The organism is Blastomonas sp. AAP53, from assembly GCF_000331245.1.
In the GTDB taxonomy this organism is placed as follows: Bacteria; Pseudomonadota; Alphaproteobacteria; order Sphingomonadales; family Sphingomonadaceae; genus Blastomonas.
This window is the reverse complement of the sequence record NZ_ANFZ01000002.1, coordinates 169,008-186,214: the sequence shown is the minus strand read 5'-3', so window position 1 is coordinate 186,214 and position 17,207 is coordinate 169,008. Positions and strand designations below refer to the sequence as shown.

The following is a 17,207-nucleotide window of genomic DNA, read 5'->3' as shown; positions in this document are numbered from 1 at the left end:
GAGATGATCCGGTTACGCCAACCGACCCAGCGCTGCTTCCACCCCGCCATCGCGTTCAGGCCGCAACCGCAGGCGTTTGCGCGGCAAATTCCAGAATCATCGCAGCCAGCAGGTCGGGCGATTCTTCGTGCGCCAGATGCCCCAGATCGGGCAGGACCTTGAGCACCGAGCCGGGCACCAGCGCCGCCGCGCGCTCCACCGATTCGTGCGGGATCATGCTGTCGCGCTCGCCATGCACCAGCAGCGCCGGCCCGGCGAAACTCGGCAGATCGGCAGAGAATGTCTCCAGGTCCCAGTTCGCCATCATCCCGATCGCTCCTGCGCAATGGTCCGATGTGCGGAACAATCGGTGGTACAGGGCCGTGCCCCGCGCATCGATCCGCGATCCGGTCGATTTCTTCAAGAACCGCGCCACCTCGCCCTCGCTGCTGGCAAGCTGGGCAAAGAGCATCGCTGCGAACGGGTTGACGAACAGCGCCCGCGCCATGGCCGGAAACAGCCGTGCGGCGAGCCCCGGAAACGGCATCAGCGCCGGTGTCAGCCCGATCATCACCGTGTCGAGCCCGGTATCCATCGCCATGCGCATGCCGATGGCGGCCCCGGCGGAATGGCCGACAATCACCTCAGGGCCCGCATAGCCTAGCTTGCCAAGCAGTTCGGCCAGCGCCCTGGCCATGCCTGGCAGGCTCTGCCCGCCAGCAATCCGCCCGCGGGTAAAGCCGTGACCGGGCATGTCGGGGGCAATCACGGTGTAATGCCGGGCCAGCAGCGGCAGCAGGTCGCGCCAGCTGTGCGTGGCCGCGCCCGTGCCGTGCACCAGCAGTAGCACCGGGGCGTTGCCGCCCTCGGGGCCTGCCACCTGGACGTGCCAGTCGAGCATGGCCGTGCGCACGAAGCGGCTGTGCTCGCGGTTGGGCCAATCCTGGCCTTCGACATCCCAGCGTACCGAACTCATGTGTTGTTCCCGAACTGTAACGCGGAGACCGCGCGCTCCACCCCGCGCGCATCGGCACGCGGCAGCGCCAGATAGCGCGCGCGCATCGCTGCGGCAATCGCGGCGGCCTCGGGTTGCGACCGGGCGGAGATGTCGATGACCACGGCCTGCGTGCCCGATTGGGCAAAGCGCCGCGCCGCTGCCAGCGCATCTTCGCCCGCCTGCGCGCGCCCCGGCTGGCCGTTCCTGTCGATATTGCCCTTGCCGTCGGTGAGCACCGCCACAAAAGGCGTGCGACCCCGCGCGGCCTGCGTTTCGGCCAGCTCGGCGGCTGCCGACAACCCCAATGCCAGCGGCGTGCCGCCGCCGCCGGGCAGTTCGCCCAGCACCTTCTTGGCACGGGTCAGCGATCGTGTGGGGGGCAGCAGCAGATCGGCGCTGGTGCCGCGAAACGCGATCAGCGCCACTTGCGCGCGTTTGACATAGCTTTGCGCCAGCATCAGTTCGACCGCGCCCTTGGCCTCGGCCAGCCGTGCCAGCGCCGACGAGCCCGAGGCATCGACCGCGAAGATCGTCAGCGCCTCGGCGCGCTCCTCGAACCGGCGGATGCGCAGGTCTCCCTTGCGGATCCGCAAGCGTTTGGGCGCGTCCACGCCCTCCTGCTGCCGGCGGATCTCCTGCCACGGCACCGCCGCGCGCAGCGTATCGATCAGCGCCAGCCGTGCGCCGCCACGCGGCAGCCCGGGACGCGCACCCAGCGGCCGTCCGCGCATCTGCGAGGCGCGCTTGCGCCCTGCCCCGCCACCGCCGGTCGACCGCCGCGCCGAGCGGCCTTCGCCGATCCGCGCGAGCACATCCTTGGGGATCGAGGCGAGTACGGCGGCGAGGATCAGGTCGTCGAGCTGGTCGGGATCATGCTGTTCCTGTTCGCCGTCAGTGTCGCCCGGCGGCGGCGGCGCCTCACCCTCGGGCGGCGGCGGTGGTGGCGGCTCCTCGACCTGTTGCGGAATGCGCGTCGCGCGCGGGCCGAGCACCGTGCGGACGACGAACTGGATGTCGTCGTCGGTAACCGAGTCGCGCTCGTCGATCTGAGCGGCGAGCGAAACAGCAGCCTGCGCGAACAGCATCGCGCGGGCAGAATCGATGCCGAGCGCGAGGGTGATGTTGGCGAGGGTCTGGCGGTCTTGCGGCTGTACCGGGCTCCCCCCCTCCGCCTGTCCCGAGCGAAGTCGAGGGACGTGCGCGCTACCGGTTGCGGATGGTCCCTCGACTTCAGCCGGAGGCTGAAGTTTATCCTGAGCGACGCCGACAGGCGGCGTCGAAGGGCTCGGGAACTCGGAACGTGGAGCACTTGGGGCATTTTGTGCCACATCCGAAAAATCGCACCAGAACGCCACCCGCTCGGTCAGCGAAACCGGCGGCACTTCCTCCTCGGCGCCGTCATCGATCAGCACCAGCGCAAAGCCCGCGCCCGCGTCCATCGCCTGGGCGATGCGCCCCGCAACCATCGCGCTCAGCCGCTCGGCCATCGGCACGACCAGCAACCCACCTTCAACCTCCTGCAGCAGCCCGGCCTGTTCAATCCGGCGCCCGGCGGACAGGCTGGAAGCGACATCGATGCCGCCGCACAGCCGCTCCTCGTCGATATGCACCGGCAGACGGCGCACCGGACGATCGGCGAATTCTTCTGTCAGAAAGGCGAGCACCGCATCCCGCTCTGCCGAGGGGCCGCGCAACCACATCCCGCCCAGCCGGGCCGGCGCAGCGGACAGCAGTTCCGCCGCCAGCAGCGCATCACTCATCCGAAAAGCTCGGTCAGCGCGCGGTCGATGCGCACCGTCGATCCGGTCTCGTCGAGCACGTCGCGGCGCAACCGGTGGCGCAGCGCCATCGGGGCGACAGCGCGCAGATGCTTGCGCTCGGCGGATTTCGCGCCTTCCAGCGCAGCATAGGCACGCGCGGCGCGCATCAGCGTCAGTTCACCGCGCAGGCCATCGGCGCCCACCGCCATGCACAGGGTCGCCGCATCGGTCAGCGTCGATTCGGGCATCGTGACGTTCGGCAGCGCCTTCTTGCCCTTGGCGAGCCGCTTGACGATCTTGGCGTCGTCGCCCGCCCATGTTGCAGCGAACGCCGCGCCATCACGCTCGAGCGCATCGCAGCGGCGCATGATCTCGATCCGCTGCTCGATATCCTGCGGCGTCTTGACCTCCACCGAGAGGCCGAAGCGATCGAGCAATTGCGGGCGCAGTTCGCCCTCTTCGGGGTTGCCGCTGCCGATCAGCACGAAGCGCGCGGGATGGCGCACCGACAGCCCCTCGCGCTCGACGAGGTTCTCGCCCGAGGCGGCAACATCGAGCAGCAGATCGACGAGGTGATCCTCGAGCAGGTTGATCTCGTCGATGTACAGGTACCCGCGGTGCGCCTTGGCGAGCAGGCCAGGTTCGAACGCCTTTTCGCCGCGCCCCAGCGCGCGTTCCAGATCGAGCGCGCCCAGCACGCGGTCCTCGGTGGCACCCAGCGGCAGGTCGACAAACGGTACCGGCACCTTGGCGGTCTTTGCCCCTTTTGCTTCGGCACATTTGTCTGGGCAGCGGTGCGCCTCTTCAGGCGCGCAATTATAGCGACACCCGGCGATCGCCATCATCGGCGGCAACAGCGCAGACAGCGCGCGCGCCGCGGTGGACTTGCCGGTGCCGCGATCGCCGAACACCATCACCCCGCCGATCCGGGGATCGACTGCAGAGATCAGCAGCGCACGTTTCATTTCGTCCTGGCCGACGATGGCGGAAAAGGGAAAAGGCATGAGTGAGGTCTAACAGATTGGTTCCCGGCGACAAGCGGGAGTGTCAGGAAAAGTTGACAGTCTTTTTGAATCCTCCCCGAGCTTGTCTCGGGGAGGGGGACCGCCGACCACAGGTCGGTGGTGGAGGGGAAGCAGGTCGGCACGCCGCTTGATCGAGATCACGATCCCTCTGCCCCTCCACCACCCGCTGCGCGGGCGGTCCCCCTCCCCCAGCAAGCTGGGGGAGGATTTTTGTTGCTCAATCGAAACTCCCCTTGCGTGGTCCGAGGTACCCAAACAGATACGCCCCCACCTTGCGCATCTGGATCTCTTCCGATCCTTCGGTGATCCGGTAGCGGCGGTGGTGGCGGTAGATGTGCTCGAACGGGGTGTGCCGCGAATAGCCGATTCCGCCGTGCACCTGCATCGCGCGGTCTGCCGCCTCGCAGCACAATCGGTTCGCCCAGTAGTTGCACATGCTGACCTTGTCCGAGATTTCGCGTTCGATCGCCTTGTGCTCCATCCGGTCCATGTCCCACGCGGTCTTGTAGATCATCCAGCGCAGCATCTCGGCCTGCGTCGCAAGCTCCACCAAAGGAAACTGGATGCCCTGGTTCTCGGCGAGCGGCCTGCCGAAGGGCTTGCGCTTTCGCGCGTATTTCACGCTTTCCTCGATGCAGAACACCGCCGCGCCCAGCGACGAGGCCGCCTGGCGGATGCGGTTCTGATGGACGAAGCTCTGCGCCAGCGCGAGCCCGCGCCCCTCCTCGCCCAGCATCGCGGTTTCGGGCACCCAGACGTTGCTGAACGACAATCGCGGGTGATCGGTGGGCATGTTGAAGGTCCACAGATACTCCTCGATCTTCAACCCCGGCGTATCGGTCGGCACCAGCAGGCAGGTGATGCCCCGCGCATTGCCATCGTCGCCGCTGGTGCGCACGAACAGCGCGCAGTGCGTCGCGACATGCATGCCGGTGATCCACATCTTCTCGCCATCGATCCGCCAGCCGGGAACGCCATCGCGCGTTTCCCGAACGGCGCGCGTCTCCATATGCGTGGCGTCCGATCCGTGATCGGGTTCGGTGAGGCCGAACGCGGTGATGCGGGTGCGATCGAACCCGCCCAGGATGAACTCGTGCTTCTGTTCCTCGGTGCCGAACTCCTCGAACATCGCGACGAAGGGGAAATTGCCGACGATCGAATGCTCGTTCTGCAGGTCGTTGTGCAGCCCCAGCCCCTTGGCGGCGAAATGCTCGCGGATCACCGCCATCCACAGGTTGGAGCCGTCCTTGCCTCCGTATTTCTTCGGCGCGGAGAACCGCCAGTGCCCTGCGGCATCGGCGCGGCGTTGCGCCTCGCGCAGCAGCTCTTCCCAATCGTGAGCAGGCAGGCCGCCCGCGTCGAAATCGGTGCGTGCCCATTCGCGGCGATGGTCGAAAAAGCGGATATTGTCGTCCGCCTGTTCGAGCGGTCTGATCTCGGCTTCAATGAACGCGTCGAGCTCGGCCAGATAGGCGGTCAGCTCCGCCGGGAGCGCAAAGTCCATAGGTGCATCCTCACTTTATCGTTTGGATGCAGTATGGACAGCTTTACGCGTCCGGCAAGCGTTATGCGGCGCTGGCAGCCTCTTCGCGCTTGCCCAGCCCCGACCAGTCAACTTTGCGCGTCACGTACATCACCGCCGCCAGCGCCACGAACAGCAGCACCGATCCGATGATCAGCGAATAGGCCTCAAGGTTGAGCAGCACGTAGAGCAAGGCGTACAGGCCGAGCAGCAGCCCGGCGATGAACCCTGCGCGCTTGGCGCTGCCCAGCACGGCGGCGCTGTACGCGCTGATCAGTCCGATGATCGCGCCCGACGCCAGCAGATAGGCGAGCGTGAAGCCGATCATCTCGGCAAAGGCGAGCAGCAGCACGAAAAACAGGATCAGCCCCGCGCCGGTGAGCAGATATTCCGCCGCCGCAACCCGCGCGCCCGCGATGATGTCGAACATCAGGAAGGCGAGGAAGGTGAAGCCGATGAACAGGAAGCCGTATTTCACCGCGCGGTCGACCTGGCTGTAGAGGTTGACCGGTTCGATCAGGTCGATCTGCGCGCTTTGGGCTCCCTGGCCGACTTGCTCGCCCGGCTGCGGCAGCTGGACGATCGCGCGGCCGAGCGCGAGGTTGCTGATCGTGTAGCGCGCGGTGAAGCCCTTGTCGGTGACCGAGCGGCTGTTGGGCAGGAACTGTCCGGCAAAGCTGGGATGCGGCCATTGCGAGCTCACCGTCCAGTCGGTCGATTCCGCATCGGGGATCAGGGTGAGCTGCCCGTTGCCGCGCACCCCGAAGCGATAGGCGACATCGAGCGGCGCGGCCGCGCCACCGGACCAATCGGCAAAGGCGAAGAAACCCGACCCGTTGGTCGCGCCCAGCCCCTTGCCGGGCCGCAGGGGCAGAGCCTTGCCGCCGACACTGATGCCATTGTCGGCAAGCAGCCCGCGCGCATCGGAAATGCCGACGCGGATTTCGGCGCGGTCGAGCAGCAGCTCCTCCGGCTTCACGCCGAAGCGCGCGAGGTCGGCAGGCAGCGCAAAGCGCGCAGTGCCCTTGACCCGCGCCTCGTAGACCACGGTTTCGTAGATCGACTTGGTCCGCCGCTCGGGCTCGACATCGACCCTGGCGGTATTGGTCACCGGCGCGAGGAACAGCTCGCGATCGATCATCACCGCCCGCGTCGTAGCCTTGCCGTTTTCGGTCACCGTCTCGACCGACTGCTGGCGATAGGGGATGACCATCACCGGCCCTGCCAGCATCTGCGGCCCGCCCCAGCCCTCGGCGACGCTGGCGCGCGCGGTCTCCGACTGGCTCTGCCGGTCCCAGACGAGCGCATAGACCATGAACAGGGGGATCGCGAGCAACGCGCCGATCAGCACGGTCATGCCCAGCTTGAAACCGGGGCTGCGTTCCTTGGCCATGCGTGTCGGTCCTTCACGGTGTGTCGATGAGACTACACAGGCGAGCTACGCAGCGCGAACTGAATCGGGTGTGAACTGCGTCACAGCGAATCGGTGAAGGCGGGGTTAACCCTATAGCGGAAGCCGGATGTCCCGCCCGTTCGTTGCCCGCTAGCAATTGGGGCGTCCGGTTTCCACCATCTCCCGACAATTCGGATAGCTGGGCGCGTACGTCCCTCGACTTCGCTCGGGAACGCGGAGAGGTTGAGGCGGCCACCATCCGTTTGTCCCGAGCGAAGTCGAGGGACGTACGCGCTACCCTTTCGGCTAGCCCCTCGCCTGTTGTCCATCAACAGGCGCGCTCATCCGCAATACCCTTCGCGCCTTCGCGTCTTCGCGTGAGAAAAATGGGTTCACGCGAAGCCCGCGAAGCCGCGAAGAGCTTTCGCCCAACGGCGCCCCTCCCCGCACCTCACCGTTCCCCTGCGAAGGCAGGGGCCCATCACCTGACCGCCGTGCCGGGCATAAGGGCAGGAGATGGATGCCTGCCTTCGCAGGCAAACGGCAATACCGCTTGCCCAACCACCTCCGCTCATCCTGAGCAGCGGGCAATGCCCGCGAAGTCGAAGGACCCGCACCCACGCGGGCCGTATAGCGGGGCCTTCGACAGGCTCAGGCTGAGCGGAGGTGGGTTGAGCATTTAGAATAAACCTGCCGCTCTGCATATGCCCTCATTGCAGATGCTCTTTTGTCTGGTAGAAAAGCAGGATGGCCCGTGTTCACTTAGCCGCACTTGCGATAACGTTGGTTGGCTGTGTTTCAACTTCCGGCCCGAGCCGTATCTCGAATTATCAGATGCTAGAAGGGCATTTGAATGAGACTGTCGTACTCTCCGGCTACTGGTCCAAGCAGCACGAAGCAACCGGCATTTACTTCGGCTCAAGGGATTATTTTGATGCGCCGGGAAGCTGTGTTGCTGTCGATTCAACTGTCAACGCACCACATGCGAGCCGAATAAAACTGACAGGAACCGTAGAGAAATCGGCCTGTGGTACCGAGCTAATCTGCACCACGGTCTGCCAGCCTTATATCCTGAGGCACACGCAGCAAATCAAATGATCTTAGGCAGCCCCCCACCCACAATCAGCCATTCAACATCCCGCCAACCCCTCACCTTTTCTCCATCGACAACCGCGTCATCAAAATCGCGGCCCTTTTCGCCTGGCGCTTGATGCTCGGCAGATCGACCGTCTCTCCTGGAGCATGCGCGCCGTCGCCCGCAGGGCCCATGCCGACCAGCCCGTCGACATAGCGCGCGACGAACGAGATATCGCCCGCGCCGCGCTTCAGCGGATCGAGTTCGGCCATCTGTTCGAGGCCGAGGTCGGCGTTGATGAGGTTGAGGCGGCGGAGCAGGCCGCGATTGCCTTCGGTCGGGGCCATCGGCGGATAGCCCTGTTCGAAGACGATCTCGGCGCTAGTGCCGGGCAGGTGCTGGGCGACGATCGCCTGCATCTTGGCCTTGATCCGCTCGGACTGTTCGTCGCTCAATGTGCGGAAATCGCCGCGCGCTACTGCCAGGGCCGGGATGATGTTGGTCTTGCCCGCCACCTGCGCGCGGACCAGATCGGCATCGAGCTGCGCCACCGATCCACCCGCGATCAGGCCGACGTTGAAGGTCAATTTGTCCTCGGGCAGTTCCTTATGAAAGCGGTCGATGATCCGCACCAGCTCGTAGATCGCGCCATGCCCCGCGCTTGTCGAAAAGATGCCCTGGCTGTGCCCTTCCTTGCCGGTGGCGTTGATCTGCCAGCTATTGGAGGAGCGGCGCGCGATTGCGCCCATGTCCTTGCCGTCGATCTGGCTCAAGCCCTCGAAATCGAGCGCGACATCGGCCCATTGGCCCCACTTGACGAGGTCCGCGCGCGCGACATCGATAGGATCGCCCGCATCCTCCTCGTCACCGGTGAGCACGACGGTGATGGTCGCAGCGGACAGCGTGCCTGCTGCCTGCATCGCCTCGAGCGCCGCGAACATGGTGACGACCCCGCCCTTGTTGTCCTCGATCCCCGGGCCTTCGAGCGTCGTCTCGTTGAGCCGCTTGACCCCCTGGAAGGGCGAATCGGGTTCGAACACGGTGTCGAGATGGCCGATCAACAGCATCTTGGTGCTGCCGGGGCGACCGGTGCGCGTGGCGATGAGGTGGCCCGAACGCTTGGCCGCGCTCTGGTCGACCCATTCGACCTTGAAGCCCAGTTTCTCGAGCTCGGGCGTCACCATGTCGCCGACCTTTTTGACACCCGCGAGGTTGCGGCTGCCGCTGTTCTGCCGCGTAATCGCCTCGAGCACGCCGATCCAGCGGTCGTGGCCCTTGTCCACCGCCTCGACCATCTTCGCTTCCTGCGAAGACAGCTTGGCATGCGCGGGCGTGGCAAAAGCGAGCAATGCGGTGGCGGCAGCAAGGCCGAAGGTCTTCAATGTCATGGTGTTTCCCTGTCAGCCGATATCGAGTTCGCGCACGCCGCGCCTTTGCCGGATCGCCTCCACCCGGTCGCGCAGTTCGGCGCGGATCGCGCGGGCGTCGCGCACATTGGTCACCTCGATCGAGGTGCGCGGATGCGGCGCGGCCGAGGCCAGCCGCCCGCTCGAATCGGAGGATGAAATCTGGATGGTGCCGTTGTCGAACATCTGCTGGATGATCGAGAACGACACCTTGACGTCTTTGATGCGGTACAGCTCGATTTCTTCCTCGCTGCGCATCAGGATGCCGCGGCGCATGAACAAGCGCTGGTCGTCGATCCAGAACAGGCTGGTGCGGTTTTCGATGTGCGTCCAGGCGATATAGACGCCCAGCACCACCGCGAGCACGGCAGAGGTCTGCCACCAGTATCCCGCATAGGATCCGCCCGCGATCACAGCGATCGCCAGCGCGAGGATGATCCACCCGCTGCCCGACTGGAACAGCCAGGCGAAGGTGGACGAGCGGAACTCGATGCGCGGCAGCCCTTCCATCCGACGCACGGTGGACCGGTTCTCGATCGGGCGATGTTCGATAATGTCGTGCGGGTCCATGGCGCGTCCTCCCCCTGAAGCCGCCTGTCTTAACCGGCATGCTCGCGGCGGTAAACGGGATTGCATCGTGCTGCGAACCAATTGCATTTGGTCGAAGCTGGATGACCGCCGGTCGAACCTGGAGCGCACGACGGGACGGCAAGGGACCAAGGGACGTCTACGGATGTAGTTGACCACTGCGACAGTCGGGCAGCATCCGTGTCATGCGGGGGAATCTTCTTGAAAAGCCGGTATCTTGGATCTGCAGCGGCGCTGGCCATCGCTTTCATGCCAGCAGCGGTCATGGCGCAGGATGCGCCGCCGGCAGACACTGCCGCTGCCGCTCCGGCGGGCCAGACGGCTGCGCTGCGCAGCTTCACGCCCGATTATTTCGACCGCTTCGCCCCGCGCACCGCGCTCGACATGGTGCAGCAGATCCCCGGCTTCTCGATCGCCGAGGGCGAGGACCGGCGCGGACTTGGCCAGGGCGGCAGCAACGTGCTGATCAACGGCGAGCGTTTTTCGGGCAAGAGCAACGATGTCGTGTCCGAACTGGGCCGCATCGGTGCTGGCAACGTCATCCGTATCGAACTGATCGACGGCGCGACCTTGAACCTGCCGGGCCTGACCGGCCAGGTGGTCAATATCGTCAGCAAGATCGATTCTCTCACCGGCCAGTTCCGCTGGAGCCCGCGCGTCCGCTTTCGCCGCACCGATCCGCAATATCTCGACGGCGAAGTGTCGATCAGCGGCAAGGCAGGCCAGATCGCCTATACGCTCAGCCTTTCAAACGTCAGCTTCCGCAACGGTAACGCAGGGACCGAACGCGTGCTCGACGGGAACGGCAATGTCACCGACCGGCGCTATGAGGAGCTGTACGTCAATGGCGACCAGCCGCGCATTGCAGCAGGCGTCAAATACACCGGCAACAGCGGCCAGATCGGCAACCTCAACCTGTCGTTCGAGCGGCCCTGGGTACGCATCACCGAGGATTCGGATGGCGAGGTGGTGCGCGACCGCGACTATCTGGAGACCGAGAAGGAGTATAATTACGAGATCGGCGGCGATTACCTGTTCCCGCTGGGGGGCGGCAATCTCAAGCTCATCGGCCTGCGCCGGTTCGAGCACAGCCCGTTCTTCACGCGCGTGGTCCTCGACTTCGAGGACCGCCGTCCGAGCGAGGGCAACAGCCTGGCCACGGTGATCGACGAGACAGAGACCATCGCGCGCGCCGAATATGGCTGGAAGGCGGGCGCTGCCGACTGGCAGTTCAGCCTGGAGGGCGCGATCAACACGCTGGACACCAGCGCCGACCTGCAGCTGCTGGATGCCGCAGGCGCTTTTCAGCCGGTGCCGCTGCCCGGATCGGATGCGGTGGTGGAGGAAAAGCGCGCCGAAATCGGCCTGAGCTATGGCCACCCGCTGTCACCCCGGCTGACACTGCAGACCTCGCTGGGCGCGGAATACTCGCAGATCATGCAAAGCGGTGCGGGCGGCCTGACGCGCAGCTTCATCCGCCCCAAGGGCTTCGTCTCGCTGGCATGGAAGCCGACGAAAAAGCTCGACCTCTCCTTGCGCCTGCAACGCGATGTCGGCCAACTCAACTTCTTCGATTTCGTGGCGTCCGCTGATCTGGGCGCGGAAAACCAGAACAGCGGCAACCCGGAACTCGTACCCCAGCAAAGCTGGAACGTCGATTTCCAGGCAACGCAGAACCTGGGCGCCTTGGGATCAATCAACGCCAAGGCGTTCGTCAATTTTGTCGAGGATATCGTCGATCAGGTGCCGATCGGCGCCACCGGCGAGGCGCCCGGCAATATCGAGAGCGCCACCATCTGGGGCTTTTCGATCGACAGCACCTTCAAGATGGATGTCATCGGCTGGACCGGGGTGCGCTTCGACATTGATTATACCTATCGCAAGTCCAGCCTTCCCGACCCGCTCACCGGCATTCGTCGCCGCATCTCGGGCGACCTGATCCACGAGTTCAGCGCCGAGCTGCGCTATGACATTCCCGGCGGCGACTGGGCGGTGGGCGGCAATTATTTCGATTTCAGCCAGGCCGACGAGGTGCGGCTGAGCCAGCTGGCCGAATTCCCGATCGCAGGCGGGGACCTTGGCTTTTATGTCGAGAACAAGAACGTGCGCGGATTGACGGTGCGGCTGGGCCTGTCCAACATCATCGGCACCAACGAGGCCTTTCGCCGCACCTTCTATGTGGACCGGCGCACAGGACCGGTCGCGTTCATCGAGGATCGCAGCCGCTTTTTCGGACCGGTGGTCAGGCTGAACATCAACGGCAGCTTCTGATATTCGGCTTGGTTCATCGGCGATACAGGCGCGGAAAACTAGCGAAACGGCAACACGGCGAATCCTCGCCACCCCGCTTGATTTGCGCTTGGCGCACGGGTGCTTAGCCGATAAGGGTTGCGGCCATGAACAAGGCGATCAAACTGGCTATGGCAAGCGCTGCGGCGCTGGCGATGCTGTCCGGCTGCGCAGGCGGCAAGAACAAGGTCAACACCAACTACATCGCGCGCGATGTCAGCACGCTGTACATGGCAGCGAAGGACCGGCTCGACCGTGGCCAGAACAGGATCGCGGCAGAGCTGTTCGACGAGGTCGAGCGTCAGCACCCCTATTCGCCCTGGGCGCGTCGCGCGCAGCTGATGAGCTCGTTCAGCTATTATCTGGCCAAGGATCACAATAAGTCGATCCAGTCGGCGCAGCGCTTCCTGGCGATCCATCCGGGCAACAAGGATGCGGCCTACGCCTATTATCTGATCTCGCTGAACTATTACGAGCAGATCAGCGATATCACCCGCGACCAGAAGATCACCCAGCAGGCGCTGGCCTCGCTGGGCGAGGTCATGCGCCGCTACCCCAATACGCGCTATGCCGCCGATGCCCGGCTGAAGGTCGATCTGGTCAACGATCACCTCGCGGGCAAGGAAATGGAAATCGGCCGCTATTACCAGCGCAGCTCCAACTGGCTGGCCGCGACCCTGCGCTTCCGCGAAGTGATCGACAAGTACGAGACCACCAGCCACGCCGCCGAGGCGCTGTACCGGCTGACCGAATGCTATCTGGCTTTGGGCATCCCGGCAGAAGCGAAGAAGTCCGCTGCCGTGCTGGGCGCGAACTATCCCGGTTCCGACTGGTATGAAAAGGCCTACAAGCTGACCGAGAAGCACAGCGACCTGATCACCAGCTGATCCGTCCGGCAAACCTCACTCAAAAAGCCCCGAAGCGCGATGCTCCGGGGCTTTTTTGTGTTCGACTTGGCTGAACGTCAGATCTGGCCGAACACCCAGCGCAGCACCGATTTCTGCGCGTGCAGCCGGTTTTCCGCCTCATCCCACACCACCGATTGCGGACCATCGATGACGCTGGCGGTGACCTCCTCCTCGCGGTGCGCGGGCAGGCAGTGCAGGAACAGCGCATCGGGCCTCGCCAGCGCCATCAGCGCGTCGTCGACCTGAAACGGCATCATGGCCTTGAGCTTGGCTTCGGCATGGTCCTGCCCCATCGAGATCCAGGTATCGGTGACGAGGACATCGGCGCCCGTCGCCGCTTCGGCAGCATCGCGGTGGAAGCTGATCGTGCCGCCTGCCGCTTGTGCCGCCGCAACGAAGGCCGGATCGGGATCATAGCCTTGCGGGCAACCGATGCGCACCTGGAACTTCATCAGCCCGGCAGCCTCGACGATCGAGTTGAGCACATTGTTGCCATCGCCCAGCCAGGCCACGATCAGTCCGGGCAAGGCCTTGCGGTGCTCGATGATGGTCAGCAGGTCCGCGACGATCTGGCATGGGTGCGACAGATCGGTCAGGCCATTGACCACGGGAACAGTCGCGAAATGCGCCATTTCCTCGATCTTGGCATGGTCATCGGTGCGGATCATGATCGCATCGCACATCCGCGACAGGACGCGCGCCGTATCGGCGACCGTCTCGCCGCGCCCCAGTTGCGTGCTGCCGGAATCGAGAACCAGGCTGGTGCCGCCAAGCTGGCGGATCGCCATGTCGAACGACACGCGGGTGCGGGTGGAGTTCTTCTCGAACACCATGGCGAGCGTGTGACCGTCGAGCGGCGCATCAGGATCAGCCTTGCCTCGCGGCCAGCCGTGGCGCGCCGCCTTGCGGTCGAGCGCATCGTTGAGCATGGCGGCGAGGGCATCGTGTCCGGCATCGGACAGGTTCAGGAAATGACGGGTCATGCTATGTCTCCCCCCTCTCCCTTCAGGGGAGAGGATACGCAGACTTGGAGCGCAGCTCCTAGTCGAAGTTGGAGAGGGCTTTGCGGTATCGCAATATCCCCTCTCCCTGCTTCGCTGACGCGAAGCTGTCCCTCTCCCCTGAGGGAGAGGAAAGGTACGTCAAGCCGCTACCGGCATCGCAAAGTCTCGCGCACCTGCAGACAGGCGCTCGATGAACTCGTCGACATGAGACTGCTCGATCACCAGCGGCGGCAGGATGCGTACGACATTCTCGCCGGCTGCCACGGTCAGCAAACCGTGATGATCGCGCAGATGCGCCACGAACGCGCGGTTTTCCGCCTGATCCTTGAGCTTCAGCCCCAGCATCAGCCCCATGCCGCGCACCGAATCGAAGATCGCATCATGGTTGGGGATCAACTGCTCCAGCGCACCGCGCAGGCGCTCGCTCATCGTGCGGACGTGGGCGAGAAACTCGGGATTGTCGACGACGTCGAGCACCGCCTCGCCCGCCGCCATCGCCAGCGGGTTGCCGCCGTAGGTCGATCCGTGCGTTCCTGCGACCATGCCGCGCGCCGCCTTTTCGGTGGCGAGGCACGCCCCCATCGGGAAGCCGCCGCCGATGCCCTTGGCGGTCGCCATGATGTCGGGCTCGATGCCGTATTGCTCATAGGCATAGAGCGTGCCGGTGCGCGCAACGCCGCACTGGACCTCGTCGAGCACCAGCATCAGGTCGTGCTCGTCGCACAGATCACGCAGGCCCTTCATGAACTCGGGGGACGCCGGGCGGACGCCGCCTTCGCCCTGCACCGGCTCGACCAGGAAGCCTGCGACATCAGGCCCGATCGCCGCCTTGGCGCCTTCGAGATCATCGAAATCGACATAGCGGAAGCCGGGCAGCAGCGGGGCAAAGCCCTTGTGCATCTTCTCCTGGTTCGACGCGCTGATCGTCGCCATCGTGCGCCCGTGAAAGGCGTTCCGGAAGGTGATCAGCACAGTGCGGTTGGGATCGCCGCCTTCGGACTGGTGATAGGCGCGCGCGGTCTTGATCGCGCATTCGCACGCCTCTGCGCCGGAATTGGTGAAGAACACGGTGTCGGCAAAGGTCGAATCGACCAGCCGTTGCGCCAGATGCTCACCCTGCGGGCTCCCATAGAGGTTGGACACGTGCACCAAAGTCTCGGCCTGTTTCTGGATCGCCTTTGTCAGGTGCGGGTGGCCATGGCCGAGCAGGTTGACCGCGATGCCGCTGGCAAAGTCCAGATATCGCTCGCCACGTTCTCCGATCAGGTAACAGCCTTCGCCGCGCACCGGGCGTACATCGCACCGGGGGTAAACGGGCATCAGCGGCGTGATCGTCATGACGGCCTTGTCCTTCCTGTCTCGGGATCCCGGATCATGTATCGGCAAGCCGGCTAGGCGCAGGGGACCGCTGCACCAAACGTAAAAAGGCGACCCCTTGATCAGGGCCGCCAGCTTGCAAGTCCAATCTATAGCGCCCCAAACCCCATCGGGTCAATCTTCGGAGCAACGCACAGCTGGATCGCCGCACAAAGGGGCTGGCGGCGCACGAACGAGCTTGCTAATGGCGTCTTCCCGGCGCGATGCACCCGTAGCTCAGCTGGATAGAGCGCTGCCCTCCGAAGGCAGAGGCCACTGGTTCGAATCCAGTCGGGTGCACCATTTCCGCGCGATAGTGCGTTTTCCCGCCTCAACACGATCAGCGCCACCAGCCGAGAAGTGCGCCGATGACGGTTGCGCCGCCGATCGGGGCGACGATCATCAGCACCAGGTTGAACCCGATCGCCTGGAGCAGCCGCCTTTCCTGGTCGGGCTGCAGCCGGCGCGGGGGTGGATCGGGCGCGCGGCGGGGTGGATCGAGGGGCGGCCAGTCCGGATCGAAGCGAACAAACATGCCCCCTGCCCCTTTTCGTGCCTGCGCTTACTGCTGCTGGCCAAGTTCGCGGTTGAACCACAAGGCTGCCAACGTCGCCAGCGCGCCGGAGAGCAGATAGGCCCCCGCCGCGAGCAGGCCGTAATTGGCAGACAGCCACAGGGCCACCATCGGGGCAAAGCCTGCGCCGAACAGCCAGGCAAGGTCTGCGGTCAGCGCTGAGCCAGTATAGCGGTGCTTCAGGGGGAAGAATGACGACAGCGCACCCGACGACTGACCGAAGGCGAGCCCGAGCAGCACAAATCCGCCGAACATGAACACCGCCTCGCCCGCGCTGCCGGCATCGAGCAGCTGCGGCGCGAAGCCGCTGAACGCCGCGATCGCAACTGCGGTCGCTGCCAACACGGTGCGACGACCATAGGCGTCCGCGAGCCGGCCCGACATCAAGATTGCGAGCACGCCCAGTGCCGCAGCGCCCGCTTCGATCAGCAGGAAGCGCACCGGCGATTCATCGGTGAACAGGAACACCCAGCTCAACGGATAGACCGTCACCATGTGGAACATGGCAAAGCTGGCCAGCGGGGCGAACGCGCCCAGCACGATAATCCGCCATTCGCTGCGGATCGTGCCCAACACCGGTTCGGGCTGGAGCGTCTGGTTCTTGAACAGCTCGGTATATTCGGGCGTCACCACGATGCGCAGGCGGGCGAACAGCGCCACCACGTTGATGGCGAAAGCGACGAAGAACGGATAGCGCCAGCCCCAGGCGAGGAAATCCTCTGCGGGCAGCGCGGAAATCAGGAAGGCGAACAGCAGGCTGGCCACGATCAGACCGAACGGTGCGCCCAGTTGCGGGATCATCGCATACCAGCCGCGCTTTTCCTTCGGCGCATTGAGCGCGAGCAGCGAGGCAAGGCCATCCCACGACCCGCCCAAAGCCACGCCCTGCCCCATGCGGAACAAGGCGAGCAGCAGCGCCGAACCGATGCCGATCGTGGCATGGCCGGGCAGGAACGCGATCGCCGCGGTCGACCCACCCAGCAGGAACAGCGCGATGGTGAGCTTGGCACCGCGACCATAAGCGCGGTCGACCGCGGTAAAGATCGCGGTTCCCGCCGGACGCGCGACGAACGCCAGCGCGAAGATCGCGAACGACCACAAGGTGCCGGTCAGCGGATCGAGATAGGGGAAGACCAGCTTGGGGAAGACCAGCACCGAGGCGATGGCGTAGACGAAGAAGTCGAAGAACTCGGACGTGCGCCCGATCACGACACCGATGGCGATTTCACCCGGCGCGACCGGATGGCCATCGGCGTTGACCGCACGCGCGTCGCGTTCAGCCTCGGTCGTCGGGACGGTAGTCGTCGCCATGGTCAGATTCCTCAGGGTCA

At 64.9% G+C, this 17,207-nt stretch carries 14 protein-coding genes and 1 tRNA gene; 4 read left to right on the top strand and 11 right to left on the bottom strand.

All coding sequences use genetic code 11. The features are described from left to right. Positions 1-55: 55 nt before the first annotated feature. From bchO to creD, 5 genes are all read right to left on the bottom strand, one after another. On the bottom strand, positions 56-955 hold the full coding sequence (gene bchO / locus D618_RS0100895) for an alpha/beta fold hydrolase BchO (protein WP_017669598.1): 900 nt from the start codon (positions 953-955) through the stop codon (positions 56-58). Next, positions 952-2,736: a magnesium chelatase subunit D gene (locus D618_RS0100890; protein ID WP_017669597.1), complete on the bottom strand. Its 1,785-nt coding sequence runs from the start codon at positions 2,734-2,736 to the stop codon at positions 952-954. The genes bchO and D618_RS0100890 overlap by 4 nt, the downstream gene beginning before the upstream one ends. Beyond that, positions 2,733-3,740, bottom strand: a complete 1,008-nt coding sequence (gene bchI / locus D618_RS0100885; RefSeq protein WP_017669596.1) for a magnesium chelatase ATPase subunit I — start codon at positions 3,738-3,740, stop codon at positions 2,733-2,735. Before bchI ends, D618_RS0100890 begins: the two co-directional genes overlap by 4 nt. Positions 3,741-3,978: 238 nt before the next feature. Continuing rightward, positions 3,979-5,265, bottom strand: coding sequence for an acyl-CoA dehydrogenase family protein (locus D618_RS0100880; RefSeq protein ID WP_017669595.1), 1,287 nt, complete (start codon positions 5,263-5,265; stop codon positions 3,979-3,981). Between the two features lie 61 nt (positions 5,266-5,326). Further along, positions 5,327-6,676: a cell envelope integrity protein CreD gene (gene creD / locus D618_RS0100875; RefSeq protein WP_017669594.1), complete on the bottom strand. Its 1,350-nt coding sequence runs from the start codon at positions 6,674-6,676 to the stop codon at positions 5,327-5,329. A 747-nt stretch (positions 6,677-7,423) separates the two neighbouring features. Here creD and D618_RS19570 point away from each other — a divergent pair. Then, entirely contained in the window at positions 7,424-7,774 is a 351-nt protein-coding gene (locus tag D618_RS19570) for a hypothetical protein (RefSeq protein ID WP_152414461.1), read from the top strand. A gap of 51 nt (positions 7,775-7,825) precedes the next feature. Here the strand turns inward: D618_RS19570 and D618_RS0100870 are convergent, their stop codons facing one another. Next, positions 7,826-9,139 carry a M20/M25/M40 family metallo-hydrolase gene (locus D618_RS0100870; RefSeq protein ID WP_040369980.1) on the bottom strand — a complete coding sequence of 438 codons (1,314 nt, stop codon included), beginning with the start codon at positions 9,137-9,139 and terminating at the stop codon, positions 7,826-7,828. 12 nt (positions 9,140-9,151) lie between these two features. After that, on the bottom strand, positions 9,152-9,727 hold the full coding sequence (locus D618_RS0100865; protein WP_017669592.1) for a PH domain-containing protein: 576 nt from the start codon (positions 9,725-9,727) through the stop codon (positions 9,152-9,154). A gap of 267 nt (positions 9,728-9,994) precedes the next feature. Here D618_RS0100865 and D618_RS0100860 point away from each other — a divergent pair, with 267 nt between their 5' ends. Together D618_RS0100860 and D618_RS0100855 are read left to right on the top strand one after the other, a co-directional pair. Further along, complete coding sequence (locus D618_RS0100860) at positions 9,995-12,016, top strand: TonB-dependent receptor (protein WP_152414459.1); 2,022 nt, start codon at positions 9,995-9,997, stop codon at positions 12,014-12,016. A gap of 125 nt (positions 12,017-12,141) precedes the next feature. Beyond that, entirely contained in the window at positions 12,142-12,921 is a 780-nt protein-coding gene (locus D618_RS0100855) for an outer membrane protein assembly factor BamD (protein WP_017669590.1), read from the top strand. A gap of 77 nt (positions 12,922-12,998) precedes the next feature. On the opposite strand, the gene argF is transcribed toward D618_RS0100855, so the two are convergent. Both argF and D618_RS0100845 read right to left on the bottom strand, forming a co-directional pair. Continuing rightward, complete coding sequence (gene argF / locus D618_RS0100850) at positions 12,999-13,925, bottom strand: ornithine carbamoyltransferase (protein ID WP_017669589.1); 927 nt, start codon at positions 13,923-13,925, stop codon at positions 12,999-13,001. Positions 13,926-14,084: 159 nt separating this feature from the next. Beyond that, complete coding sequence (locus D618_RS0100845; RefSeq protein ID WP_017669588.1) at positions 14,085-15,284, bottom strand: aspartate aminotransferase family protein; 1,200 nt, start codon at positions 15,282-15,284, stop codon at positions 14,085-14,087. Positions 15,285-15,528: 244 nt separating this feature from the next. Here D618_RS0100845 and D618_RS0100840 point away from each other — a divergent pair. Beyond that, positions 15,529-15,605, top strand: a tRNA-Arg gene (locus D618_RS0100840). A 37-nt stretch (positions 15,606-15,642) separates the two neighbouring features. Here the strand turns inward: D618_RS0100840 and D618_RS0100835 are convergent. Beyond that, the gene (locus tag D618_RS0100835; protein WP_017669587.1) at positions 15,643-15,837 is read right to left on the bottom strand and encodes a hypothetical protein; all 195 of its coding nucleotides are present in this window, start codon (positions 15,835-15,837) and stop codon (positions 15,643-15,645) included. A 27-nt stretch (positions 15,838-15,864) separates the two neighbouring features. Beyond that, positions 15,865-17,187, bottom strand: coding sequence for an MFS transporter (locus tag D618_RS0100830; protein ID WP_017669586.1), 1,323 nt, complete (start codon positions 17,185-17,187; stop codon positions 15,865-15,867). Positions 17,188-17,207: the final 20 nt, after the last annotated feature.